Here is a 24,841-nt window from a genome sequence, read left to right on the forward strand (position 1 = left end):
TTTCTTGTTTATGTATGTTTAGCGGCTCAAGAGATTAAGAATATGGCTTGTCGATATGTAGCTCATATCGTTTGATGTTTCTTGGCGACTGACAGGATTCAAACGCACTCTCGGCATCAAATAAAATCCAATCCCGACGGTGGGCTTCCCCTAGTTTTTTCGCTTTGTTGGCATCGAAACATTCCATCTCATTCCCACCTTGGGTCAAGATATACCGATTCGGCTTTTCTTGTAGCCACAACCAAGCATTGCGCTCTTGCTCTTTGTGATCTGATAAATAGCTAAAATGTGTTACCGACACAGGTGAAAACAGCAAAAATTGCTCTTTAAATAGCGTCAGTCCTAACTCACCATCTTTACCGATTGCTTTTTGTGCTTCTGACATGATCTCTTTAGCCGGCGTGCGAACTGGGTTAAGCAGTGTATAGCCCGCAACGCTATACCAGACCCAAGTCAGCGCAAGAGCCACCCAAAAGGTATATCGAGCCTGTACCGTGCGCGTTTTAAAAAATGCGCCAACCCAAATCGCTGCGGCAACAAGAAAGAATACGACGTAAGGGAATATAGAATCGTACTCACCTAAATGCTTCGTGACGGATTTAACCTCTAGACCTGCAACAACAGCGGCAGAAAACAAAACTACGCTTAAAATCAACACGATAGCTTTAAGTAATTTGTCGGTCCATTTAGGCCAAGCTTGGGTCGTTAACGCATAACCCGCAATAACAGCAAGCATTGGAAGCGCTGGCAATATGTAAACACCTCGCTTACCCGGGCTCAGACTAAAGAAAGCGATAACAAGCACAACCCAAGCGAACAAACTTAATAACGCAGGTGATAATCGTAGTTGTTGCCAACACTTCTTATTGAAGAACACCAAGTACAGCGGAAACCACATAACGGGAATCACGCTGACAATAAAGTAATACCATGGCTGAATGTGTCCCCAAGAGTTCGCATAACGCTCACCCGTTTGTTTAAACAAAATGTTGTCTCTGTAAGCTGCAAAATCAGGGTTATGACTGATCTCTACGATCGAAATCATAGGCACAAACCAACATGCAATGGTCAAAAGCATGAACACTGGGCCCAGTAATAGCTTCCACGAAACCGCATCTTCAAAATGGTGTCTGCCAGAAAAATGCAAAAACAAAACGGGTATCAAAAACAACGCGGGAAGAAATCCAACACCTTTTGTAATAATGCCAAGACCCATAAACACCCAAGCCAAGCAATACCAAACCCAGTTGGTCTTAATATAGAAGTGTCGCAACAGCCCATACATGGAGATGGTGATCCACGCGGCTACCATCGCATCAATTTGCGCCGCTTTTGCTTGAATAATAAATTGTGGAGCAAGCAATAGTAGAAAGCCCACATTTCGCGCAGTTTTGACATTCCACAGCTTTGCGGAAATATCGTAACAGCACACCAAAGCAATTAGGCTGACAATCGCATTAGGTAACATGAACGTTGCTTTTAGGCTGCCGGTCAACCAATAAAAAGCCGCCATTGACCACATAAATACTGGCGGTTTATCGGGATAGAGCTCTCCCCCTCTGGTAGGAAAAAACCAGTTTCCTGATTGCACCATCTCTCGAGCAACTTCGACAAAGCGTGGTTCATCGGCAGGCCACGGGTCGCGTAACCCTATCCCCGAAAAAATAATGATGAAGGCGAGGAACAACAAAAACCATAGGGTTTGATAATAGTCATCACTTTGCCAAACTTGTCGACACTTGGACGTCACTAAGCTCATACTTCCTCTTCCATATTCAATAATTCAACACGACTTTTAATATGATCTCGATAGAGAAACCCTGTGAGTACCGCGCTAACGATACCAAAGAAAATACTGAGATATATCATTGTATTACTCGATGAATGAATACCAGCGCCCATCAATGCGAAGATGATAATTTGAGGCAAGTATCCCAACAGACTGGCGGAGATAAAGGCAAAGAACGGCACTCGGACACTACCCGATAAAACGTTAGTCACGACGTTATTCCCAATCGGAAACAAACGTAGCAAAAGGATTTTGTAAAACGGCTTACGACTCGCAAATGAATTAAAACGCGTCATTTTTTTCGGGAACCGTCGATATAGCCAATTTCCGATGAGAAAGCGCGCGCAGGCGTAGTTAAATGTCGCCCCAAAAACACAAGCAAATAAGGTGATAAGCACGCCTAATTGGACGTGGTATAAATAGCCGAATACCAATGCGATGGCTTGCTTTGGCCCACTCAACGACAAAAACACCACACTGAATGTGAAGATGACCACATGCCCTAAAGCCCCGTTTTTTTGAATGTAGCCAACCAGCCAGTTCTTATCTGTGAGGTGAGATAAAACGGGATTATCGAGCTGATTTGCTAACAAAACCCCAGCAAGTATAAGAAGTGCAAGCTTTAACCATTTCATTGTTTTGCATTTTCATTGGCAACGCTGACAGCTTTGATCATCGGATTTTTCGTGCGCTTTTGTAACCAGATCACACCAAACATATCAACAATCCCTACCCAAGCACGGTTCCATGCATTGTAATTGGAAGTACCTGCTTCTCTGTCTCGGTGCGCGACTGGGTGAACGACGATTTCCCCGCCCATCGCTTTGATGAGTGCAGGCAAAAACCGATGCATATGATCAAAATACGGCAAGCGCAGATAAGTCGATTTAGGGATGACTTTAAGTCCACAACCAGAATCTGGAACACCATCACCTAGTAATGCATGGCGCACTTTGTTCGCCACCTTCGATTGAAACCTAACCCAAGCTGTATCCAACCTTTTCGCTCGATAACCCGCGATGCAAAAGTTCGGATTGCTGACTTTAGCAGCAAGCTCAAGCATCTTAGGCATATCCGACGGATCGTTCTGTCCATCAGCATCGGAGGTAACGATCCACTCGCCTTTTGCATGTTTGACGGCAGTTAACACTGCTGTGCTTTGACCGCAACTCTGTTCGTGACTAACCACTTGCAGGTCACACCCACATCCTTTAGCAGCTTCAAGTGCCTCTTGCACCGTATCATCGGTACTACCGTCGTCCGTAATGACAATTTCGACGTTAGGGTATGCTTCTAAACTGGCATGAATTTCTTTCACTAACTTCCCGATATTTCCTTGTTCATTTTTTGCAGGAATAACGACTGATATACTCGGTAACATAGCTCTAACCTTATGTGAACTCTCGACCTTGAAAGTTCTGAATGACAAATCTTTTACTTGTTATAAAAATTCCGGTACCAAGCGACAAACTCGGCAATGCCTTCTTCTACGGAAATTGACGGCCGGTAACCAGTGGCTTGATAGAAAGCTGTTGTATCAGCATAGGTTTGGTATACATCTCCTGGCTGCATCTCTCGATAATTTTTCTTTGCTTCTATTCCGAGTTCATTTTCTATTGCTTTGATAAAATCCATCAAACAAATCGGTGAACCATAACCAATATTGTAAATAGAATAAGGAGCAGAACTATCCGCTAGAGTACTATTTTCAAACTGCCATCGCTGATTAATTCTTGGTATGACATCAGAAATTTTGACTATCCCTTCGACAATGTCATTAATATGGGTAAAGTCCCTCCACATATCGCCATTATTATTAATATCAATAGACTGACCGTTAATTATTTTCTCAGTAAAGATAAAAGGCGCCATATCTGGACGTCCCCAAGAACCATACACAGTAAAAAAACGTAAGCCTGTTGTAGGAAGTTGATAGAGATGAGAATAACTATGCGCCATCAATTCATTAGATTTTTTAGTCGCTGCATATAAAGAAACGGGGTGATCAACATTATCCGATGTAGAGAAAGGCACTTTCTTGTTTAAGCCGTAAACGGAGCTGGAAGATGCATATATGAAATGCTTGATATGGCTTTTACGACAAGCTTCTAAGACGTTTAAAAATCCACTTAAATTCGATTCAGCGTAACAATGTGGATTTACAAGTGAATATCTAACACCAGCCTGTGCGGCAAGATGGATAACTCTGTCAAACTTTTCTTTCTCAAATAAACGTTCTATTTCATTTTTATTTGATATATCCATATTAAAGAATCGAAATAATGGATTTTTTATAAAACTTAATCTTGCATACTTTAACTCAACATCATAATAGTCATTGATATTATCAATACCTACAACCTCATATCCTAATGAGTTTAGTTTTCTAATAGTTGCACTACCAATAAAACCTGCCGCACCTGTAACTAAGTACTTCATAAATTAACACCATAAGACGCATACAACAAAAATAGTAGTAATTTATTGATATGTAAAGCTAATTAACTAGCGCTACTTCTTGGTTATATTGAATTTAATGATGCTGTGATTTTGATCTAGATTATTATGAAAAACGAAGAAAAACATCAATATTAATAGTGAAGTTAACCAGCAAGAGTATTTTTATTACGTTATTTATATTTCATATTTATTTAATGAAAACTCAATTATTTCCATTCATAATCTACATTTGATAAAGAATAAAAATACTTACTTCGGTTTTACATTAAGCATAATATCGCCATCCAAGCATTAGATGCTTAGACTTTCTGCTAGCTCACCTCTACCTCAAAGCGTTTGACACTGGTACGAACTGCACAAATTGATCTCCATCAGTCTGTGCTCCACAGGTTAGTGATACTCTACCGCCAAATATAAAGCCCACGTCCTATGGCTCAGCAAAGCCTGTAGATAAGGTCATTAAGTAGCAATGTCGATTAATATTTCAGATCTAACGAATGCACTAACTAAAGTCGAAAACGTTCATAAAGTTCAGTTGGAAAATGTCCATCAGTTTTTCAAAACAAATGAAGCTTTATCAATCGAAACATTCAGTCAAATCATCGCCTGTGATTCTATTGATGAACGATTTAAAACGATCGACAAAGCGTTTTCGCCCCTAGGTGATGTAAAAACTTACCTATTAGAGGCGTCTTACTTAGTTAGCTAACGCAGCATAATCCACAAACAACAAGCCCCACTCATATGGTGGGGCTTTCTTTTTATCTTAGTCAGTAACGATTACAGCTTGTAGCGATCATCAATCACGGTGACTTCTGGGAAGGCTTTACCGCTCTTCATGGCTTTTTCAGTCTCTTTCTTAACGGATTCATCAATCCAGAAGTTACCGATATCCATTGGGTGCAGAACCCATTCCGTTGCTTTAGTCATGCCATCTTTTGGAATTTTAACCCAACGCCAATGTGCTACACGTGAGTAAGGCACCATGTACCCAGGAACAATAATATTTGCTTCTTTTACGTATTCTTGAATCTGGTGCGACAGCTCATAACGTTTATTCTGATCAAACTCGGCATCATACGCTTCGATCAACTTATCGAGTTCTGGGCTACTGTAGTTGGTGTGAGCATTGGTTTGCGGCTTGTTCGCATTGTCAGAGTGCAAGTATTCCCAGTAAGCTGGAATCTCACCAGATCCCATGTTCAGGAATGCCAGCTGGTGCTTCTTCTCTAGAATGTACTTAAACGCAGATGAACCATCGACCAAGTTCAATGTGAACTCTAGACCTGCCAGCTTCGCTTGCTCTTTCAAGTATGCAATACGAGGTGTCCATGAGTTGTAACCGTACGTAATCGCAAAGCTTAAACGTTGGCCTTTGTCGTTTACGCGAATACCATCTGAACCTAGAGTATCAAAACCTGCTTTTTCGAAATGCTTAACCGCAGCGTCGACATCAAACTTTGGCGGTGTGTTGTTTGGATCGTCATACTCACCATGACCAAAGCCCAAACCATGTGGCTTACGTGAGTAGTCACCACGCATGATGTTCTCTATCATGCCATCAAAATCTGTTGCAGCCATGATGCCTTTGCGCACTTCAAGATTATCCAACAAAGGCATTGCCGTATTCATCCATACGCCACCAGCGCCTTGTGGTGATTGGTTGAATCCCCAATACTTTTGGATATAACCTTTTTTGTAAACATCAGTGTTCGTTTTATCGTGCCAAAAGCTTGGTAGCACCATTTCAAAGTAATCGAGATTGCCTTTTTCGAAGTGCTTCATCGCAATGTCAGGATCGCGAATAACTGTGATACGCACTTTCTCTACGTTATAACGGTTCTTGTAGTAACGATTGTTGTAGCCCCACCAATCTTCACCAACATGCTTAAAGGTAACACTTTTCCCTTTTTTAACCTTATCTAGGTAGTATGGTGCTGCCGTTGGTTCAGCTTTGAAGTTGAATTTACGTACAAAGTTATCCGGCATGCCATCGTTGTTTTCATCCTTCTCACCTTTGAAAAAGTGTTTTGGACGAGGTTGGAAGCCATTGCTTGGCATATTAATCATGACCATCAGAGAATCATGACTCTGTGCAACCGCTAAATTAACGCGGATGGTATAATCATCAATTTTTTCCACGCTAACAATGCTGTTGGTAAAAAAGTCATTGTACCAAGGGTCAATAATGTCTTTTGAGGTGTAGTATTGCATCATGAAGACATAATCATCGGCCGTGATCTTCTCACCATCAGACCATTTCGCAGTGTCATCAAGCTTAAAATAAACCGTTTTATTATCTTCACCAAATGCCCATGACTTAGCCAATTGAGGAATCCACTTACCCGTATTTGGGTGACGTTGAGCCATTTTGGGCGTGCCATCCATCAAATATTGACGCAATCCAGAGTTAGCATCCGGGCCAACACTACGTAATGTCTGCGGAAAACTTTCGATGTAAGTGCGGTAAGTTCCACCATAAACGGCTTCTTCCGAAGCAAATAACGGCTCATTATTATTTGAAACCCACTCGATATCAGCAGGCAACTCAGCTGCATGCAGTTGGAAACTGACAGCAGTCAGTGCAGTCAAAACTGAAAATGGCATTTTTTTGGTCATATTTCTTCCTTGTTGTGTTTGCGCACTAAGGTCAGTACAAGGAAGACGAGTGTGAAGCTCACGATAGGCTGCGGACACGACAGTACGCAGATAGGAAATAGTAGGAGCATAATATGGAAGCGACATCCTGCCGACTTCTATATTGATTTCAAAGAGTTTCACCAGGTCATCCTAGACCTTACAACGCAGTGAATGCATCTTCGACATAGTATTCGTTACCTATTTGTAACGCAAGCCATCTACAGCACATGGTTGCATTTTCGGCTTATCATTATCAATTATGTTATTAAAGTGTGATCGATATAGTGCATTCCCCTGTAGGACTAAGAATAATCCGTAGAACCTTTGTTCTCATCGGGTAATTCGTTGTTCTGAGAAACAAAAAAGGTGAGGCATCCTAGCCTCACCTTTATCCATTTAATGCTCGAGAGTTATTACTTGCTAGCTAAGCTGTCGTTGATAGATTTCAATACGGCAGCAGGGTCCGTCGCCTGAGTGATCGGACGGCCAATAACAAGGTAGTCAGAACCCGCTTGAATAGCATCAACTGGCGTCATAATACGACGTTGGTCGCCTTGCTCAGAACCAGCAGGACGAATTCCTGGAGTGATAAGTTTAAACTCTTTACCTAGCTCATTTTTAAGTAGTGAAGATTCTTGCGCAGAGCACACTACACCATCGAGACCTGAGTTCTTAGTCAATGTCGCTAGACGAATCACTTGCTCTTGCGGTTCAACATTCAGACCAATACCTGCCAAGTCACTTTGTTCCATGCTAGTCAGTACCGTTACACCAATCAGAAGTGGACGGTCTTTACCATATGGCTCAAGAATCTCACGTGATGCTGTCATCATACGTTCACCACCGCTTGCATGAACGTTCACCATCCATACACCTAACTCAGCAGCAGCGCGTACCGCTTTTGAACAGGTGTTCGGGATATCATGAAATTTCAAATCCAGGAATACAGAAAAACCACGTTTGTGGAGTTCACGTACGAAATCAGGACCAAATAGCGTAAACATTTCCTTGCCGACTTTTAGGCGACATGACGCAGGATCAATTCTATCTACAAACGCTAGCGCATCAGCTTGGTTATCATAATCCAGTGCGACAATAACTTTTTGGTCGATCATTTCATCTCCTAATTATTTTTGGTTCTTTTACTTGTTAGACATAAGGTTAAAAAAATGCAGCGGACAGAAACTCTGCCAGCTGCATTAAAACTATTCACCATCCAATCCGCGGATTGGCTTGATCGTCCCCCACCCTTTACAGGAAGGGCAATGCCAATAAAGGGAATGAGTAGAGAAGCCACACTTCCTGCATCGGTAGTGCGGTTTTACTTTTAATTGTTCTCCAACCATCGCTTGTAATGTAGATAAACTGTCTTTTGCGCGACCGTCTTCAGCCTCTGCAATGTGGTAGTCAATCAGGCGATAAAAGCCCTTCATGGTTGGATTTTTCAGTAGCTGTTTCGTCAGCAATTCTTGGGCAGCGCCGACGCTTTCATGGTGAGCGACTAACTGAGCCAGCATCAACTCCGCTGACACCCCTGCCTTTTTATCAATACAGGCGCGTAAAAACTCGACCAGTTCATCTTCTTGCCCGAGATGGTGATAGCACTCAGCAATTGTCGGCAAAACATCGCTCACAAAGTCTTTGTCTTGCTCCAATACACCCGTTAGATACTTAATGGTTTGTTTGTAGTCTTCTGACTCCAAGTAAATCCGGCCGAGCGAAATACTTGCTCGAACACATTTTGGCTCTTCGGAAAGTGCTTTTTTGAAATGCTGGATAGCTTTATTCGTATTGCCATCAGCTTGGTCTAGCATGGCAATTTCACACCAAAAATGCGCAATATTTGTACGCATACGACTACGCTGATTACCCATTTTAGCTAGCTGATTGGCGTAATGAATCGCTTTTTCCCATTCACGCGTTTGCTGGTAAATAGTGACTAACTGTTGGAGCGCCGCCTCTTTGTAATCGGGCTCTTCAACTAATTGTTCGAAGATTTTTTCAGCTCGGTCTAAAAACCCCGACACCATATAGTCTTTCGCTAACTGCTGCAGGGCTAGGTTTTTCTGATCTAGAGTCAAGCCAGAACGAGAAATGAGATTTTGGTGGATACGAATAGCACGGTCGACTTCACCACGAGAACGGAAAAGATTACCCAGCGCTAAGTGGGTATCAATCGTTTCGTTGTCAACTTGGAGCAATTCAATAAAGTGGTCTACGGCTTTATCTGATTGATCAGAGAGCAGTAAGTTCAGACCCGCCATATACTGACGGGAAATTTGATGAGATTGCTTCTGCTTGTCTTGCTGAGCGCTGCGATGCCCCATGTACCAGCCATACGCAGCCGCTATCGGCAACAACAAGAAGAGTAGTTCAAGCATTAAAGTTAAGCCTTATCCTTATGCCTGTTTTTCAATGGCTGGCTTTGCAGTTTTTTCTGCTTCAGCCGGCTCGTACTTTTTCAGTTTCTTTTTAAGACGTCGAACTTGAAGCTGAGTTTTTAGTTGAATGCTAGCGAAGATAACCCAAGCTACAGCAAAACCAACCACAAATACCACGCCCAATAGCGTTGATAAATGGAATTCTCCTTTCGCTAAAAGGTAATTAAAGGTCACAAGTTCTTGGTTTTGTGAGCCTAAAGCCAGTGCAACTAAAAAGAGAACTAAAACAGCAACGATTTTTATAATTTTCATTTTACATCACCCTTCGAGGAGTAAGTAGGTAAGATTATGCAGGAAAATGCTTCTTCAGACTACGTATATTAGCAATAATCTATACCCAAGTAACCTCAAGATGCTGGGTTTGTAGACACACCCTAGAAGTTAAAGTTATTTGGGTATCACAACTTGCGTATGAAATGACCTAATTGAATTTTCGTAAGCGATATTACAAAAAAGCGGCATACACAAAAGTATGCCGCTTTTTTAATCCAATAAGAGTGCGTTAGCCTAGATTCACACGCTCACGAAGCTCTTTACCAGGTTTGAAATGTGGAACGTATTTACCTTCCAATTCCACTTTGTCGCCCGTTTTAGGGTTACGACCGACGCGAGGCTCACGGTAATGAAGAGAAAAACTACCAAAGCCACGGATCTCGATACGATCACCGCTCTCTAGTGTAGAGGCCATGTGCTCTAAAATATCTTTTACAGCATCCTCTACCTCTTTCGCTGATAAATGTGTTTGCTCAGCGCAGAGTCTTTCAATCAGTTCAGACTTAGTCATAGTTGCCCTCTTTGAGTATCTTTATCACTCATTATAGTAAGTAATACTAATTCCAACAAACACTTGCTAACAATTCTAGACAAAATTTACGCAAATTGCGTAATGATGAAATGCCTTTTATTAAGATAGTTTACCAGCATTAGTATTACTACTTTGAACATAAAAAAGGAGCCTTGCGGCTCCTTTTTAGCTTAAGCGAGTATATTATTCGCCTTTAGCAGCTTTGAAAGCGTCAGCCATTGCATTACCAAAAGCAGCTTCGTCTTGCTTGTTGATAGATGCCATTGCTTCTTGCTCTTCAGCTTCGTCTTTAGCTTTGATAGATAGGTTGATTACGCGGTTCTTACGGTCTACACCTGTGAACTTAGCTTCAACAACATCACCAGCGCTTAGGATTAGAGAAGCATCTTCTACGCGATCGCGAGATACTTCAGAAGCACGGATGTAACCTTCAACGCCTTCTGCGATTTCAACAGTAGCACCTTTAGCGTCAACTGCAGTTACAGTAGCGTTAACTAGAGTACCTTTCTTGTTGTCAGCAACGTAAGCATTGAATGGGTCGTTTTCCATTTGCTTGATGCCTAGAGAGATACGCTCACGCTCAGCGTCTACTGCTAGAACAACTGCAGAGATCTCGTCGCCTTTCTTGTACTCACGTACAGCTTCTTCGCCAGCAACATTCCAAGAAATGTCAGATAGGTGAACTAGACCATCGATGCCGCCTTCTAGACCGATGAAGATACCGAAGTCAGTGATTGACTTGATCTTACCAGTAACTTTGTCGCCTTTAGCTTGTGCTTCAGCGAATGACTGCCATGGGTTAGCTTTACACTGTTTCAGACCTAGAGAGATACGACGACGTTCTTCGTCGATTTCAAGAACCATAACCTCAACTTCGTCGCCAACATTAACAACTTTAGAAGGGTGGATGTTCTTGTTAGTCCAATCCATTTCAGAAACGTGTACTAGACCTTCAACGCCTTCTTCGATTTCAACGAAGCAGCCGTAGTCAGTTAGGTTAGTTACGCGACCAGTTAGTTTGTGACCTTCTGGGTAACGCTTAGCGATTGCTACCCATGGATCTTCGCCTAGTTGCTTAAGACCTAGTGATACGCGAGTACGCTCACGATCGAACTTAAGAACTTTAACTTGGATCTCGTCACCAACGTTAACGATTTCAGATGGGTGCTTAACGCGCTTCCAAGCCATATCTGTGATATGTAGAAGACCGTCAACGCCACCTAGGTCAACGAACGCACCGTAGTCAGTAAGGTTCTTAACGATACCTTTAACTTCAGAACCTTCTTGTAGAGTTTCTAGAAGCTCGTCACGCTCAACGCTGTTTTCAGATTCGATAACAGCACGACGTGAAACAACTACGTTGTTACGTTTTTGGTCAAGTTTGATAACTTTGAACTCTAGCTCTTTGTTTTCTAGGTGAGCAGTGTCGCGGATTGGACGTACGTCTACTAGAGAGCCAGGAAGGAAAGCACGGATACCGTTTAGTTCAACAGTGAAACCGCCTTTAACTTTACCGTTGATGATACCAACAACAGTTTCAGCTTCTTCGTAAGCTTTCTCAAGAACGATCCAAGCTTCGTGACGCTTAGCTTTCTCACGAGAAAGTTGAGTTTCACCGAAACCATCTTCAACAGCGTCTAGAGCTACGTCTACTTCAGCGCCAACTTCAACTTCAAGTTCGCCAGCAGCGTTCTTGAACTGTTCAGCAGGGATAGCAGATTCAGACTTAAGACCAGCGTCAACAAGAACGAAACCGTTCTCGATAGCTACTACAGTACCTTTAACGATGCTGCCTTGTTGGAATTCTGTTTCGTTTAGAAACTCTTCAAAGAGTTGAGCAAAAGATTCAGTCATTTATTTAATCTTCAATAAATTAAACGTCCACGGGTATCCTACCTCATGGGGTTATTAAATTCGCCGGTCATCATCCTTGCGACCAACGCTCTTAGCTTAGTCGAGTATCATTACTCAGCTAGCTTCGATTCGATATATTGTAGTGCCTTTTCTACTACTTCGTCGATAGTCATCGACGTAGAATCTAGCACAAGCGCATCCTCTGCAGGGCGTAGTGGCGCCACTGGGCGGTTACGATCTCGGTCGTCACGCTCTTGGATCTCGCTTAAAAGGTCAGCAAATCTAACATCTAACCCTTTATCTTGCAACTGTTTAAGGCGTCGATTTGCACGCTCTTCCGCGCTTGCATCAAGGAAAATTTTTGCTTGAGCACTTGGGAATACAACCGTACCCATATCACGACCATCAGCAACAAGGCCAGGAGCGGCTTCAAACGCACGCTGACGGCGCAATAATGCTTCGCGAACGCGTGGTAATGCAGCCACTTTAGACGCAGCCATACCCGTTTCTTCTTTACGAAGCTCACCTGAGACATCTTCACCTTCTAAGATAACCTTCACTAGGTCACCTTCGGCGATAAATTGGACGTCTAGGTGTGTCGCTAGCGGGACAAGAGCATCTTCAGACTCAGTATCAACACCGTGGTGAATCGCAGCGAGTGCAAGTACACGATAAATTGCGCCAGAGTCTAAGAGTTGGAAACCCAACTTTTTCGCCAGCAACATACATAAAGTGCCTTTACCTGCACCACTAGGTCCATCTACGGTTACAACCGGAGTTTGAGAGGACATGTTCTTCTCCACCTATAGTTTCTTTTTAGCAATTTGCTCGGTTTTCGAGGCGCGTATTATACGGGTAATCGCCTTCTGGAGCGAGGAAAAATGTCGTGTAAAGCATTACACCCAATGCTCACTTGGGTTCATCAGGACACATAAAAATAAGTACTGGATATTGAGTCGTTTGTAGACAAATTAGTTCCAATAAAAATGGCGAGAGTTTTCACTCTCGCCATGTTGAATGACCGAATTATCTCATTGATTAGACAATTGGTTTTTGACCACGCTCTGCAAGTTTAAGCACAACACTGTCAGCGACTTTACTTGCTACACCAGCAAGCTTGTCTGCCAATTTTTTCTTCTGCACGTAATGAACGGCTAACACTGTTTTTTCTTTGCACGCAGCAACAACAAGATCATCAGAGGTGCTGATTTCATCCACTAGTCCCAACTCTTTAGCTTGAGTACCAAACCAGTGCTCACCCGTCGCCACTTTTTCCAATTCTAAACTTGGACGACGCTCACGGATGAAGTCTTTGAACAATACGTGCGTTTCTTCTAGCTCTTGCTTGAATTTATCACGTGCTTTGTCGGTGTTTTCACCAAACATGGTTAGCGTGCGTTTGTATTCACCAGCCGTTAACTGCTCGTACTCGATGTCGTGCTTTTTCAGCAGCTTATTGAAGTTTGGAATTTGTGCGATAACACCAATCGAACCCACAATCGCAAATGGTGCAGAAACAATTTTGTCTGCTACACAAGCCATCATGTAACCGCCACTTGCTGCTACTTTATCAACCGAGATGGTCAGAGGAAGTCCGGCCGCTTTGATGCGATCAAGTTGAGAGGAGGCTAAGCCGTAACCATGAACCATACCACCACCAGACTCTAGACGAAGCAATACTTCATCGCCTTCACGAGCAACAGCCAAAATGGCAGTGATTTCTTCACGTAGAGACGCGACTTCTTTTGCATCGATGCTGCCGTTGAAATCAAGAACAAACAGGTGTGGTTCGCGTTTGCTGTCTAGCGAACCCTCTTTGCTCGCTTGTTTGATTTCTTTCTCGCGAGATTTGTTCTTCTCTTTTTCTTCTTTCTTCACCGCTTTGTCACGAGCTTTGATAAAAGCATCGTCATGCAAATAGTGCTCAAGTTGCTCGATAGATTGCTTGTGCTGTTCAGAAAGATTCGTCACTTCGAGTTCGCCTTTTGCAGCACCCGATTTGCTACCAACCGATTTAACAAGGATGAGAATGACAATGATCGCAGCAACAACTGTCACAATCTTGGCCAAAAATAAGCCGTAATCTAATAAAAATTCCAATGAGAGCTCCTTTATCTCATTCCAGCGAATAGTCGCTATGCTACATCGATAAATCAGAGAGAAGGCAACGTGGTTTGTAACCACTTGTTCTGATTGATAGCATACCTAACGAAAGTTCTGGAATTGGTATAACACATGAATTGGTGTATTGTAACCAACTTGTCACGATTACCAAGATTTTCCATTGAGAAACAGGCGTATTTTAGCGCTAACCCACTACATGGACCCTCTTACGATAATAAGGATTAAATACCGTGAACTACTCCGTTTCAAAAGATGCCCTAGAAGGTAAAGTTATTCTTGTTACTGGTGCCGGTAATGGCATTGGCCGTCAAGCGGCGCTTTCTTACGCCAAGCACGGTGCGACTGTGATTCTATTGGGCCGAAACGTTAAGAATCTTGAATCCATCTACGACGAAATTGAAGCCGCAGGTTACCCACAAGCCGCGATCATCCCTCTCGATTTAAAAGGCGCGACCAAGCAAAACTACATTGATATGGCCGAAACCATTGAAGGTCAATTTGGTCAACTAGATGGTTTATTACACAACGCTGGTGTTCTTAGCGCGTTATGTCCATTCGAGCAGATCAACGAAGAGGACTTCGATGACATCATGCAGATTAACGTAAAAGCCGAGGTGCTGATGACTCAAGCGCTACTGCCTGTCATGCGTAAATCTGAAGCAGGTCGCATTATCTTTACCTCTTCTACCGTTGGCCATTCTGGCCGTGCTTTTTGGGGGCCATATGCGATATCTAAGTTCGCAGTAGAAGGTATGATGCAAGTATTGGCGGACGAGTTGAGTGACACGCCAATGCGCGTTAACGCAATTAACCCTGGCGCGACTCGAACTCGCATGCGTGAGAAAGCGTACCCAGGTGAAGACGCGAACACGCTGAAAACACCGCTAGACATTATGCCGCTGTATCTGCATTTGATGGATCCTGCGATGACAGACATACACGGCCAGTGTATTGACGCCCAACCTAAGCGTAAGTAATACATTATCACAACCTCACATAATCGATTAAAAAGGCAGCAAACGCTGCCTTTTTTCATTTTCTCACTGACAAAAATCTTGCGTGTTTTCATCATAGAAATATACTGTATGTATATACAGGTATTTTATTTATGCAAGACATCATACAACACTTAAAAAGCCAGCATCTTGTTTGGCAGGCCAATTTAACAAAAGCGGACGACCATCAATTCCTAAGCAGCTCCGGTTTTGCTGAGCTAGATGAATTGCTTGGTGGCGGCTTTCCTTCTCACGGTGTGGTAGAGATGGAATCCGTAGGCAGTATTGGTGAACTGCGTTTACTCGCTCCATATCTAAAAGCGTCTCTTTCGAGAGGGGTAACCGCATTCATTCAGCCTCCAGCGTTAATGAATTCGCTGTTTCTACACAATATTGGCTTAGATATAAACCAAGTTTGGATCGTAAGTCCTACACATCATCGAGATGCTTTGTGGGCCGCAGAACAGTGTCTGAAAAGTGGTGTTTGTGCCAACGTATTGCTATGGCAAGACGAACTAGAAATCCACCAAGTAAAACGCTTACAGGTTGCCAGTGAACAAGGCGCTTGTCCGCTTTTTATGCTCAAACCGAGCATGGCAAATCGCTTGTCCCTACCTGTGTCATTGAGCTTAAAGCTGCAAGGTCATGAACAAGGCGTAAATGTGGAAGTATTGAAACGTAAAGGGGGCTGGAACAAAGGCAGTATCAATATCGACTTTCAACATGATTACCCGCAGTTGGTGATGCCAGTGATGACTCATATCCCATCGACTGTGGTGAACTTCCCATTGGCGAATCAAGGATAATCACATGGTTTTGTGGATCTACTTGCACTTCCCTCGCCTACAGTTGGATGCGCTGTTTGGCAACAACCAAGAGCACCCTGTCGTCATTGTCGAAAGTCAACGCTGCCGGATTATTCAATACAACGAGACGGCCGAGCAGCAAGGCATTAAGCCAAATATGGGCTTAGGCAGTGCTGCGTCTTTGTGCCATGACTTGCAAGTACATCCTTACCACCCACAAACGGAGTGGAATAAGTTGCAAGAGGTGGCTCAATGGATGTATTTGGTCACTTCTGATGTCGTATTGATGCCAAACCAAGGTATTTTGCTGCGTGCGACGCCAATGCTTAATCTCTATGAAGGATTACAAAACTATTGGAATAAAATCCGAACTCATTTAGATGAACTAAAATTGAGCTTTCAGTTTGGTTGTGGCTTCTCACCTTTTTCCGCTAAATTGATGGCGTTATCTGGTGCGAATGTGCTTAGCGAAGATAAAACTTCTATCCAAAAAGCTTTATTTCCGTTGCCATTAACCCTAACCGATTTATCGCCCTCCAATGTTGAAAAACTCCAACGAGTGGGCGTAACAACGCTGCAAGAGTTACTGGAATTGCCATTGCAAGACATCGCTCGCCGTTTTGATATTGATTTAGTCAACTACGTCGGACGACTTACTGGTCAGTTCAAACACCCTGTCGACTTTTACCATCCAACCGAATCGTTCCAAGTGTATTTGGAGTTACTGTTTGAGATCGAAAATGTTCAGTGGATTGAAAAACCGTTAGCAAAGCTCCTTCGCCAACTCGAAACCTTTCTAAAATTGCGAGACAAAGTCGCCTTTGAACTTCGCTTAACGCTCCATCAACGCGATAAACACGAGCAGCATCTTCAACTCACCTCTGCTCAAGGCGATTATCTATGCCATCGCTGGCAACAACTGGCGAGTTTGAGCTTAGAGTCGCTCACGCTTAATGGAGCGGTGGTCGGTTTGACACTCAAAGTTGTTCGTCAGGGTGAGCCTTTAAGTGCTGCGCGAGATCTTTTTTCTGGGCCAAAAGGACAGATGAATGCGTTAGAACTGCTCTCTTTACTCCAAGCTAAACTTGGGAAAAGTGCAGTGCTCAAACCAGATATTGCCTGCGACCCAAGACCGGAGAAAGCCAGCCAATACCGACTAGCCGATGAGCCAGACGTACCCACTCATAACATCCCAGATTTGCTGCGCCCAGCAATGCAACTGCCTGCCCCCATTGCTCTACAAGAACAAGTATCGCTGGTGCATGGACCAGAACGAATCGTATCCGGATGGTGGGATGGCGACGAAATTATGCGCGATTACTACATTGCTCATACCAAGCAAGGTCGCTGGTTATGGGTATTTCGCGATCAACATAAACATTGGTTTCTTCATGGCTATTTTTGTTGAGTCGTTATGAGTTACGCAGAATTATTTTGTCAGTCTAATTTCTCTTTCCTCACTGGCGCTTCTCATGCAGAAGAGCTTGTGTTGCAAGCGGCTTTTTATCGCTACCATGCCATCGCGATTACTGACGAGTGTTCGGTCGCTGGCGTGGTCAAAGCTCATGCAACGATTGAGCAGCATAAACTTGATATCAAACAGATCGTCGGCAGTATGTTCTGGCTCAACGAAGAGTGCCAAATAGTCCTACTTTGCCCCTGCCGTAAAGCTTATGCTGAGATGTGCCGTATCATCACTAACGCGAGACGACGCAGCGAAAAAGGCAGTTATCAGCTTTCTGAGTGGGATCTGATGTCGATTCGTCACTGCTTAGTATTGTGGCTTCCTACCCATCAAGCGAGTGACCATTACTGGGGGCGCTGGCTCAATCAACACCATAACAATCGACTATGGGTTGCGATTCAACGTCATCTTGGTGGCGACGATGATGCCTACACAAATCACTGCGAGAAGCTAGCTCACGAATTGCAACTGCCTATTACAGCTTGTGGCGGCGTACTCATGCACACGGCTGAGCGCCTGCCTTTACAACATATACTCACCGCCATTAAGCATGGTTGCAGTGTTGATAAGCTGGGCTTTGAACGTCTTTCTAATGCTGAACGCGCATTACGACCACTGAATAAGTTGGTTCGTATCTACAAACCAGAGTGGCTAGAGGAAAGTAAGTACATCGCGGATTTGTGCGAATTCAAATTGTCTGATCTGAAATACGAATACCCTACAGAACTGATTCCTAATGGCTATACACCAAATTCTTACTTACGAATGTTGGTGGAACAAGGTAAAGAGCGTCGCTTTCCTGAAGGCGTGCCGGAGGACATCAACCAAACCATCGAAAACGAACTGAGGTTGATAGAAGACCTCAAGTACCATTATTACTTTTTAACCATTCATGACATCGTCATGTTTGCTAAACAGCAAGGCATTCTTTATCAAGGCCGAGGATCAGCGGCGAATTCCGTCGTGTGTTACTGCTTAGAAATCACCGCCGTCGATCCAAGACAAATCTCCGTCTTGTTCGAACGATTTATCAGTAAGGAACGCAAAGAGCCACCAGATATCGACGTTGACTTCGAACACGAGCGCCGTGAAGAAGTCATTCAATACATTTATAAAAAATACGGGCGTGAGCGTGCCGCTCTTGCCGCAACAGTGATCAGTTATCGCTTCAAAAGTGCGGTACGTGAGGTCGGAAAAGCGTTAGGTATTGAAGAGACCCAATTGGATTTTTTCATCAAAAATGTTAACCGCCGAGACCGTAGCCAAGGTTGGCAAGCACAAATTATTGAGCTTGGTTTGCAACCGGAATCGCTCAAAGGTCAACAGTTTATCCAACTGGTGAACGAGATTATTGGTTTTCCTCGTCATCTTTCTCAGCATGTCGGCGGCTTCGTGATTTCATCTGGTCCATTGTATGAATTGGTGCCCGTTGAAAATGCAGCAATGGAAGATCGAACTATCATTCAATGGGATAAGGACGATCTCGAAAGCTTAGAGCTTCTGAAAGTCGATGTATTGGCACTCGGGATGCTCAATGCTATCCGTAAATGCTTTCAATTAATTGAGAAACACCACCAGCGATCACTTTCAATTGCTGAGATCACTCGCCGACAAGATGATCCTCATGTATATCGCATGCTCCAAAAAGCAGACACCGTTGGCGTTTTTCAAATCGAATCTCGCGCGCAAATGAGCATGCTGCCTCGCTTAAAACCAGCTTGTTATTACGACTTAGTTATTCAAATCGCGATCGTACGCCCAGGGCCAATTCAAGGCGACATGGTTCACCCGTTTTTGAAAAGGCGCAACGGCGAAGAGCCTGTCAGCTATCCATCAGAAGCAGTGAAAAGCGTTTTAGAAAGAACCATGGGCGTGCCTATCTTCCAAGAACAAGTCATCAAACTTGCCATGGTCGCTGCGGGGTTTAGTGGTGGCGAGGCCGATCAACTTCGTCGAGCCATGGCGTCATGGAAAAAGAATGGTGATTTAGCCAAGTTTAAGCCTAAGCTGCTCAATGGCATGCAAGAGCGAGGTTACGACCTAGCATTTGCGGAGCGCATTTTTGAACAAATTTGTGGCTTTGGTGAATACGGATTTCCAGAAAGTCATTCAGCGTCTTTCGCCGTTTTGGCGTATTGCTCGGCATGGCTAAAATACTACTATCCTGCAGAGTTTTATACGGCACTGTTAAACAGCCAACCAATGGGGTTTTACAGCCCTTCTCAATTGGTGCAAGACGCTCGTCGTCACGGCGTCGAAGTTCTGCCTATCTGTGTCAATCATTCCTATTACCAGCATCATTTGATTCAACGCCCCAATGGCCGACTTGGTGTGCAACTGGGCTTTCGATTGGTTAAAGGCTTTAATGAGGAAGGCGCGACTCGCTTAGTCGAACGACGACCAAAAACGGGCTATCACTCAATACAAGAGGTCAAACAAATCTTGAGAAGTCGTCGTGATATCGAATTATTAGCTTCTGCAAATGCCTTTCAGATCTTATCGGGTAACCGTTATAACGCACGTTGGGCAGCGATGGATTCACTGTCCGATTTGCCTTTGTTTCATCATATCGAAGAGCCAAGCGTTAGCTATCATGCACAGCCATCTGAATATGAAAGCCTTATTGAAGACTATGCCAGTACAGGTCTTTCGCTGAACCGGCACCCAATTACTCTGCTAGAAGAAGCGGGAATACTTCCTCGCTTTACGCGTATGAAACAATTGGTTGATAAAGAGCATAAGTCGCTTGTGACAGTGGCAGGTGTCGTCACCGGAAGGCAGTCCCCAGGCACTGCAGCAGGCGTTACATTTTTCACCTTAGAAGATGACACTGGCAACATTAACGTTGTGGTATGGAGCGCGACGGCAAGAGCGCAAAAGCAAGCTTACCTCACCTCAAAAATATTGATGGTAAAAGGTATTTTGGAAAGAGAGGGAGAAGTCATCCACATCATTGCGGGTAAATTGATTGACTGTACTCATTATTTATCCAACTTGCAGAGTAAGTCTCGTGACTTCCATTAAGAATGAGCAGATACAACAAAGGGAGGTTACCCTCCCTTTGTTTACATTTATTGATGAGTTAGGCGTTTGCAGAAAGCACCTGACGCAAACGATCTTGTGCTACTTCAACTAACAAATCTGGCTGGAATTTTGAGATAAAACGATCACAGCCTACCTTTTGCACCATCGCCTCGTTAAAGCTACCGCTGAGTGACGTATTCAACGTGATGAACAACTTCGACATACGAGGATCGCTACGAACTTCGTGAGTCAATTTGTAACCATCCATCTCTGGCATTTCAGCGTCCGTAATCATCATTAACAGCTCTTTTTCAACGTCACGACCTTCATCACACCAACGCTTGAGCACCGTTAATGCCTCTAAACCATCTCGGCACTCGATGATGTTCATACCCAATTGAGAAAGGGTGTCACGTACTTGGTTTCTTGCTGTCGAAGAGTCGTCTACGATAAGAACGTTACGTCCAACCATCGACTGCGATAAGTCGTGATCTAAGATATCTTCTGAGATAGTGACATCATAATGAACGATTTCCGCCAACACTTTCTCAACGTCAATAATCTCAACGATTTGAGAAGTATCACCATCTTTCACTTGGGTGATAGCTGTGAGGTAGTTAGAGCGTCCAGAAGTCGATGGCGGCGGCTGAATTTCAGTCCATGCGGTATTGATGATGTTACGTACCGGACCAACAAGGAAACCCTGCACCGAACGGTTATATTCCGTCACGATCAAGTTTTCTTCTTCCGCTTCTCCACGAAGAGGAGGAAAACCAATCGAACAACGCAAATCAATCACAGGTACGGCTTCACCTCGAAGAGAAGCAACACCACGGATGTTGTAGTGTGAGCCAGGCAGCTTAGTCAACGGCGGAAGCTTTATCACCTCTTTCACTTTGAACACATTAATCGCAAATAACTGACGACTGTTTAACGTGAACAGCAAAAGTTCCAGTCGGTTTTCACCCACTAAGTTCGTACGCTGATCAACCGTATTTAAAACTCCGGACATACTACTACCTAAATTCTGAACGATTATTTTTCACTCTTTATTGGAAACCTTGCTGAGAATACAAGACGACGTTTTTTAATGAGTGTATAGATATCTAAGTAAACTCAATACGTTAGCTTGATACGTTTAACATCATGAGCCAAATTAGATATAAGTGCAAATTACATCAATGACGTGCACATAGCAATGCACTGCTGCTCAGATTCGTCATTTGATGGCTTTTTAAGATCAAAAAAGGGTGCGCTCTTGAGCCACACCCTAAATCAAATTAAAGATAGAAAGAAGTGATTAACCTTCCACCACCTTCATTAACAACTGCCCATCATACAGAGCTTGTTTTATCAGCGCAGCGCCCGGCATCGTCGCTTGTTTATAAAAGCGAGATTCCACCAGCTCAAGATCTTGGTGATAAACAGGCAAGCTTTGTTCTTCAATACAACGGCGAACGGCTGGATAAAGCACCTCTTTCGCTTGGTTAATTACCCCACCAATCAAAATCTTTTCTGGGTTAAACAAGTTGATCACGATAGCAATTGCAGAACCTAAATAGCGTCCCAATTTTTCAATCACATCAACCGCGAGAGGATCGCCATTTGCCGCGGCTTCACAGATACTTTCGATACTCATCTCTTCTTGAGCCGCGAGAATAGAAGCTTCACCTTCAGAGATGCGTCTTACCACTTCTTCACGAATCGCTTGCGAGCTGGCAACCGTTTCTAAGCAACCAATGTTGCCACAGTGACATCGCTTCCCGTTGGGATCAATTTGAATATGCCCTAGTTCACCGATATTACCGTGGCGGCCTTGAAGAACTCGCCCATCAAGAATGATACCGGCGCCTAAACCATGGTGAATCGAAATAAGAACAGAGTTGTCATTTTCTTGGGAATGACCAAAGAGCTTTTCAGCTAAAGCCCAAGCACGCGTATCGTTGGCAATAAAGACCGGCAAACCCGTCGCTTTGTAAATCTCTGGCCCCAAAGCAAGGTTTTCGACGTTATAGTGAGGCATTTGCAGCACCACGCCCTGCTCAGAGTTTACAAGACCTGGAAGCGTAATCGCGATGCTAGTAACACGATCGAGCTGATCGGCATACGTCTGAAAAAAGTCGTCAATTTCGTAGAGCAGACGCTCAAGAACATCGTCTTGGTCACGTTCATGAATTTCGATTTTGGTATCGATCAAGACATCGCCACCCAGCTCATGCAGAGCAATAGTCAGATAGCCACGACCTAAACGCATCGATAGAAACTGCCAACCTTCGTTGTTAACTTGTAGGCCTACGGCAGGACGACCACGACTTGTCGCCTCTTGTACGGTAGTTTCATGAATCAAGTGTGCTTCGATTAATTCTCGAGTGATTTTGGTGATACTCGCAGGCGCAAGCTCACTTTGCTTCGACAAATCAATTCGAGAAATTGGACCTTTTAGGTCAATAAGTTTATATACACGACCAGCATTGACCTGTTTGATATGATCAATATGGCCCGGTTGAGCCATGTACATCTTGCACTCCGAAATTCTATAACGAGACAATTTTTTTACTTTGCGAAGTAATTGTGAAGTGAATTAATAAATCCCCGTGACAAGCATCACGTATAAACATGTTTGTTTGTGTATTCAATCAAATAACGGGAAATCTACTCCTGTTAAATTGTTTGAAAAATAACTTATTTTATTCTTCAAATTAGGAGAGCAACATAAGCGACCACAGAGCATCCCTACAAAGAGGTTTTCGCTAACTCGTTAGTCCTCTATGTATTATCCGTCTGTTTTAGCGAGTGTCACTCTTCATGCAAACAATCTGTGCATATACTTATACCTAACTGGCATCGAGCTTAGAAAATACTGACCTCGACAGTGGTTAGATTAAGTAAGAATAAAATTTGAGTTACTTTGTCCTACACCTGCATTCTTCGGAGAATTTATGACTTCCAAATTAAGAAGAACGAAAATTGTCACCACTCTTGGCCCTTCAACTGATAAAGACAATGTACTGGAGGAGATCATTAAAGCTGGTGCGAACGTCGTTCGTATGAACTTTTCTCACGGTACAAGTGAAGACCACATTCAACGCGCTAAAAAAGTACGCGCGATTGCCGCAAGATTAGGGCGTCAGGTTGCCATTCTTGGCGATTTACAGGGACCTAAAATTCGTGTTTCGACCTTTAAAGACGGTAAAATCACACTCAAAGTCGGCGATAAATTCACACTAGATAGCGACTTACCAAAAGGCGAAGGGAACCAAGAATCCGTTGGTTTGGATTACAAAGAACTGCCTCAAGATGTTTCACCGAACGACATTCTACTGCTTGATGATGGCAGAGTTCAATTGCAAGTCACCAGCGTAGAAGGAAATAAAGTCCATACCCGTGTGACCGTTGGTGGTCCATTATCCAACAACAAGGGCATCAACAAAAAAGGCGGTGGCTTATCAGCCGATGCACTCACGGAAAAAGACAAAGCTGACATCATCACAGCCGCAGAAATTAAGGTCGACTATTTGGCCATTTCTTTCCCACGCAATGGCGAGGACATGCACTATGCCAGACGCTTGGCCCGGGATGCCGGCTTAGAAGCAAAACTCGTCGCAAAAGTAGAACGTGCAGAAACCGTCGCCACGAGCGAGTCGATTGACGATATCATCCTAGCTTCTGACGTCGTGATGGTTGCTCGCGGCGATTTAGGCGTTGAGATTGGCGATCCTGAGCTGATTGGTGTTCAGAAAAAACTCATTCGTCGAGCTCGCAGTTTGAACCGCGTCGTCATTACTGCAACTCAAATGATGGAATCCATGATCAATAGCCCAATGCCAACGCGTGCAGAAGTCATGGACGTAGCAAACGCCGTTTTGGATGGCACCGATGCCGTGATGCTGTCTGGAGAGACCGCTGCCGGTCAATATCCGGTAGAGACCGTGAAATCAATGGCGGATGTCTGTATTGGCGCAGAAAAGATGTCTGAAGCAAGTCTATCGACCTACCGTCTCGACCGCACCTTTGAAACAGCAGAAGAGACCATTGCAATGGCAACCATGTACTCAGCGAACCACATGGAAGGCATTAAAGCGATGATTGCATTAACAGAATCAGGAAGAACTGCTTTGATGATGTCACGCCTAAGCTCTGGTTTGCCGATTTTTGCTTTATCGCGTAACGAATCGACGCTCAACCGCGCAGCGTTATATCGTGGCGTAACGCCAGTGTACTTTGATGCGAAATGCGATGCAGGCTTACCAACCGCTCAAGCCGCAATTTCCAGCCTCAAAGATCAAGGTTACTTACATGAAGGTGACTTAGTGATCATCACTCAAGGTGACGTGATGGACGTCGTTGGTTCAACCAACTGCATGCGTATTCTGCCAGTCTAACGTAATAGAAATGCTAAGGGCTCCAGTGGAGCCCTTTTTTGTTTATCGCTTAGGTG

At 43.8% G+C, this 24,841-nt stretch carries 20 protein-coding genes; 6 read left to right on the forward strand and 14 right to left on the reverse strand.

Going from position 1 to position 24,841, the window contains the following annotated elements; all coding sequences use genetic code 11:
* Positions 1-34: 34 nt before the first annotated feature.
* The 4 genes from ACF8CV_RS23095 to ACF8CV_RS23110 are packed head-to-tail and all read right to left on the reverse strand — an operon-like array spanning position 35 to position 4,228.
* Positions 35-1,759 (reverse strand): glycosyltransferase family 39 protein, encoded by a 1,725-nt coding sequence (locus tag ACF8CV_RS23095; RefSeq protein WP_138937579.1) that lies wholly within the window; start codon positions 1,757-1,759, stop codon positions 35-37.
* Positions 1,756-2,424 (reverse strand): TVP38/TMEM64 family protein, encoded by a 669-nt coding sequence (locus ACF8CV_RS23100; RefSeq protein WP_005494615.1) that lies wholly within the window; start codon positions 2,422-2,424, stop codon positions 1,756-1,758. The genes ACF8CV_RS23095 and ACF8CV_RS23100 overlap by 4 nt, the downstream gene beginning before the upstream one ends.
* Positions 2,421-3,170: a glycosyltransferase family 2 protein gene (locus tag ACF8CV_RS23105; protein ID WP_138937580.1), complete on the reverse strand. Its 750-nt coding sequence runs from the start codon at positions 3,168-3,170 to the stop codon at positions 2,421-2,423. The genes ACF8CV_RS23100 and ACF8CV_RS23105 overlap by 4 nt, the downstream gene beginning before the upstream one ends.
* A 53-nt stretch (positions 3,171-3,223) precedes the next feature.
* Positions 3,224-4,228, reverse strand: a complete 1,005-nt coding sequence (locus ACF8CV_RS23110) for an NAD-dependent epimerase (RefSeq protein ID WP_138937581.1) — start codon at positions 4,226-4,228, stop codon at positions 3,224-3,226.
* A 490-nt stretch (positions 4,229-4,718) separates the two neighbouring features.
* On the opposite strand from ACF8CV_RS23110, the gene ACF8CV_RS23115 reads away from it, so the two are divergent.
* Complete coding sequence (locus ACF8CV_RS23115) at positions 4,719-4,958, forward strand: hypothetical protein (RefSeq protein ID WP_015297020.1); 240 nt, start codon at positions 4,719-4,721, stop codon at positions 4,956-4,958.
* A 71-nt stretch (positions 4,959-5,029) separates the two neighbouring features.
* Here ACF8CV_RS23115 and ACF8CV_RS23120 read toward each other — a convergent pair whose 3' ends face one another.
* The 8 genes from ACF8CV_RS23120 to sohB form a co-directional block, all read right to left on the reverse strand.
* Complete coding sequence (locus ACF8CV_RS23120; protein ID WP_171055888.1) at positions 5,030-6,868, reverse strand: extracellular solute-binding protein; 1,839 nt, start codon at positions 6,866-6,868, stop codon at positions 5,030-5,032.
* 434 nt (positions 6,869-7,302) lie between these two features.
* Positions 7,303-8,004 (reverse strand): orotidine-5'-phosphate decarboxylase, encoded by a 702-nt coding sequence (gene pyrF, locus ACF8CV_RS23125; RefSeq protein ID WP_025502055.1) that lies wholly within the window; start codon positions 8,002-8,004, stop codon positions 7,303-7,305.
* Between the two features lie 90 nt (positions 8,005-8,094).
* A complete protein-coding gene (gene lapB, locus ACF8CV_RS23130; RefSeq protein WP_025628153.1) occupies positions 8,095-9,270 on the reverse strand; it encodes a lipopolysaccharide assembly protein LapB in 1,176 nt (391 codons plus the stop codon).
* 18 nt (positions 9,271-9,288) lie between these two features.
* Positions 9,289-9,582 (reverse strand): lipopolysaccharide assembly protein LapA domain-containing protein, encoded by a 294-nt coding sequence (locus ACF8CV_RS23135; RefSeq protein ID WP_005457987.1) that lies wholly within the window; start codon positions 9,580-9,582, stop codon positions 9,289-9,291.
* A 250-nt stretch (positions 9,583-9,832) separates the two neighbouring features.
* Complete coding sequence (gene ihfB / locus ACF8CV_RS23140; protein ID WP_005491075.1) at positions 9,833-10,114, reverse strand: integration host factor subunit beta; 282 nt, start codon at positions 10,112-10,114, stop codon at positions 9,833-9,835.
* Between the two features lie 204 nt (positions 10,115-10,318).
* On the reverse strand, positions 10,319-11,989 hold the full coding sequence (rpsA, locus tag ACF8CV_RS23145; RefSeq protein WP_005494602.1) for a 30S ribosomal protein S1: 1,671 nt from the start codon (positions 11,987-11,989) through the stop codon (positions 10,319-10,321).
* Positions 11,990-12,099: 110 nt separating this feature from the next.
* A complete protein-coding gene (gene cmk, locus ACF8CV_RS23150) occupies positions 12,100-12,780 on the reverse strand; it encodes a (d)CMP kinase (RefSeq protein ID WP_011106010.1) in 681 nt (226 codons plus the stop codon).
* 247 nt (positions 12,781-13,027) lie between these two features.
* Positions 13,028-14,089 carry a protease SohB gene (sohB, locus tag ACF8CV_RS23155; RefSeq protein ID WP_015297023.1) on the reverse strand — a complete coding sequence of 354 codons (1,062 nt, stop codon included), beginning with the start codon at positions 14,087-14,089 and terminating at the stop codon, positions 13,028-13,030.
* A 254-nt stretch (positions 14,090-14,343) separates the two neighbouring features.
* Here sohB and ACF8CV_RS23160 point away from each other — a divergent pair, with 254 nt between their 5' ends.
* From ACF8CV_RS23160 to ACF8CV_RS23175, 4 genes are all read left to right on the forward strand, one after another.
* The gene (locus ACF8CV_RS23160) at positions 14,344-15,090 is read left to right on the forward strand and encodes a YciK family oxidoreductase (protein WP_005453938.1); all 747 of its coding nucleotides are present in this window, start codon (positions 14,344-14,346) and stop codon (positions 15,088-15,090) included.
* A 131-nt stretch (positions 15,091-15,221) separates the two neighbouring features.
* On the forward strand, positions 15,222-15,914 hold the full coding sequence (gene imuA / locus ACF8CV_RS23165; RefSeq protein ID WP_005453940.1) for a translesion DNA synthesis-associated protein ImuA: 693 nt from the start codon (positions 15,222-15,224) through the stop codon (positions 15,912-15,914).
* 4 nt (positions 15,915-15,918) lie between these two features.
* Positions 15,919-17,322 carry a DNA polymerase Y family protein gene (locus ACF8CV_RS23170; RefSeq protein ID WP_053339685.1) on the forward strand — a complete coding sequence of 468 codons (1,404 nt, stop codon included), beginning with the start codon at positions 15,919-15,921 and terminating at the stop codon, positions 17,320-17,322.
* A 6-nt stretch (positions 17,323-17,328) separates the two neighbouring features.
* Positions 17,329-20,403 carry an error-prone DNA polymerase gene (locus ACF8CV_RS23175; RefSeq protein WP_138937584.1) on the forward strand — a complete coding sequence of 1,025 codons (3,075 nt, stop codon included), beginning with the start codon at positions 17,329-17,331 and terminating at the stop codon, positions 20,401-20,403.
* Between the two features lie 58 nt (positions 20,404-20,461).
* Here ACF8CV_RS23175 and ACF8CV_RS23180 read toward each other — a convergent pair whose 3' ends face one another.
* Both ACF8CV_RS23180 and ACF8CV_RS23185 read right to left on the reverse strand, forming a co-directional pair.
* Entirely contained in the window at positions 20,462-21,415 is a 954-nt protein-coding gene (locus ACF8CV_RS23180) for a chemotaxis protein CheV (protein ID WP_005453945.1), read from the reverse strand.
* Between the two features lie 288 nt (positions 21,416-21,703).
* Positions 21,704-22,921: an ROK family protein gene (locus tag ACF8CV_RS23185; protein ID WP_005494578.1), complete on the reverse strand. Its 1,218-nt coding sequence runs from the start codon at positions 22,919-22,921 to the stop codon at positions 21,704-21,706.
* A gap of 421 nt (positions 22,922-23,342) precedes the next feature.
* On the opposite strand from ACF8CV_RS23185, the gene pyk reads away from it, so the two are divergent.
* The gene (gene pyk / locus ACF8CV_RS23190) at positions 23,343-24,785 is read left to right on the forward strand and encodes a pyruvate kinase (protein ID WP_005453949.1); all 1,443 of its coding nucleotides are present in this window, start codon (positions 23,343-23,345) and stop codon (positions 24,783-24,785) included.
* The last annotated feature ends 56 nt before the right edge of the window (positions 24,786-24,841 follow it).

Source organism: Vibrio sp. zbq_1, assembly GCF_043102935.1.
Lineage (GTDB): Bacteria > Pseudomonadota > Gammaproteobacteria > Enterobacterales > Vibrionaceae > Vibrio > Vibrio parahaemolyticus.

Coding starts and splice junctions, on each gene's coding strand:
- ACF8CV_RS23095 (WP_138937579.1), bottom strand. CDS start 1,759: ATGAGCTTAGTGACGTCCAAGTGTCGACAAGTTTGGCAAAGTGATGAC.
- ACF8CV_RS23100 (WP_005494615.1), bottom strand. CDS start 2,424: ATGAAATGGTTAAAGCTTGCACTTCTTATACTTGCTGGGGTTTTGTTA.
- ACF8CV_RS23105 (WP_138937580.1), bottom strand. CDS start 3,170: ATGTTACCGAGTATATCAGTCGTTATTCCTGCAAAAAATGAACAAGGA.
- ACF8CV_RS23110 (WP_138937581.1), bottom strand. CDS start 4,228: ATGAAGTACTTAGTTACAGGTGCGGCAGGTTTTATTGGTAGTGCAACT.
- ACF8CV_RS23115 (WP_015297020.1), top strand. CDS start 4,719: ATGTCGATTAATATTTCAGATCTAACGAATGCACTAACTAAAGTCGAA.
- ACF8CV_RS23120 (WP_171055888.1), bottom strand. CDS start 6,868: ATGACCAAAAAAATGCCATTTTCAGTTTTGACTGCACTGACTGCTGTC.
- pyrF (WP_025502055.1), bottom strand. CDS start 8,004: ATGATCGACCAAAAAGTTATTGTCGCACTGGATTATGATAACCAAGCT.
- lapB (WP_025628153.1), bottom strand. CDS start 9,270: ATGCTTGAACTACTCTTCTTGTTGTTGCCGATAGCGGCTGCGTATGGC.
- ACF8CV_RS23135 (WP_005457987.1), bottom strand. CDS start 9,582: ATGAAAATTATAAAAATCGTTGCTGTTTTAGTTCTCTTTTTAGTTGCA.
- ihfB (WP_005491075.1), bottom strand. CDS start 10,114: ATGACTAAGTCTGAACTGATTGAAAGACTCTGCGCTGAGCAAACACAT.
- rpsA (WP_005494602.1), bottom strand. CDS start 11,989: ATGACTGAATCTTTTGCTCAACTCTTTGAAGAGTTTCTAAACGAAACA.
- cmk (WP_011106010.1), bottom strand. CDS start 12,780: ATGTCCTCTCAAACTCCGGTTGTAACCGTAGATGGACCTAGTGGTGCA.
- imuA (WP_005453940.1), top strand. CDS start 15,222: ATGCAAGACATCATACAACACTTAAAAAGCCAGCATCTTGTTTGGCAG.
- ACF8CV_RS23170 (WP_053339685.1), top strand. CDS start 15,919: ATGGTTTTGTGGATCTACTTGCACTTCCCTCGCCTACAGTTGGATGCG.
- ACF8CV_RS23175 (WP_138937584.1), top strand. CDS start 17,329: ATGAGTTACGCAGAATTATTTTGTCAGTCTAATTTCTCTTTCCTCACT.
- ACF8CV_RS23180 (WP_005453945.1), bottom strand. CDS start 21,415: ATGTCCGGAGTTTTAAATACGGTTGATCAGCGTACGAACTTAGTGGGT.
- ACF8CV_RS23185 (WP_005494578.1), bottom strand. CDS start 22,921: ATGTACATGGCTCAACCGGGCCATATTGATCATATCAAACAGGTCAAT.
- pyk (WP_005453949.1), top strand. CDS start 23,343: ATGACTTCCAAATTAAGAAGAACGAAAATTGTCACCACTCTTGGCCCT.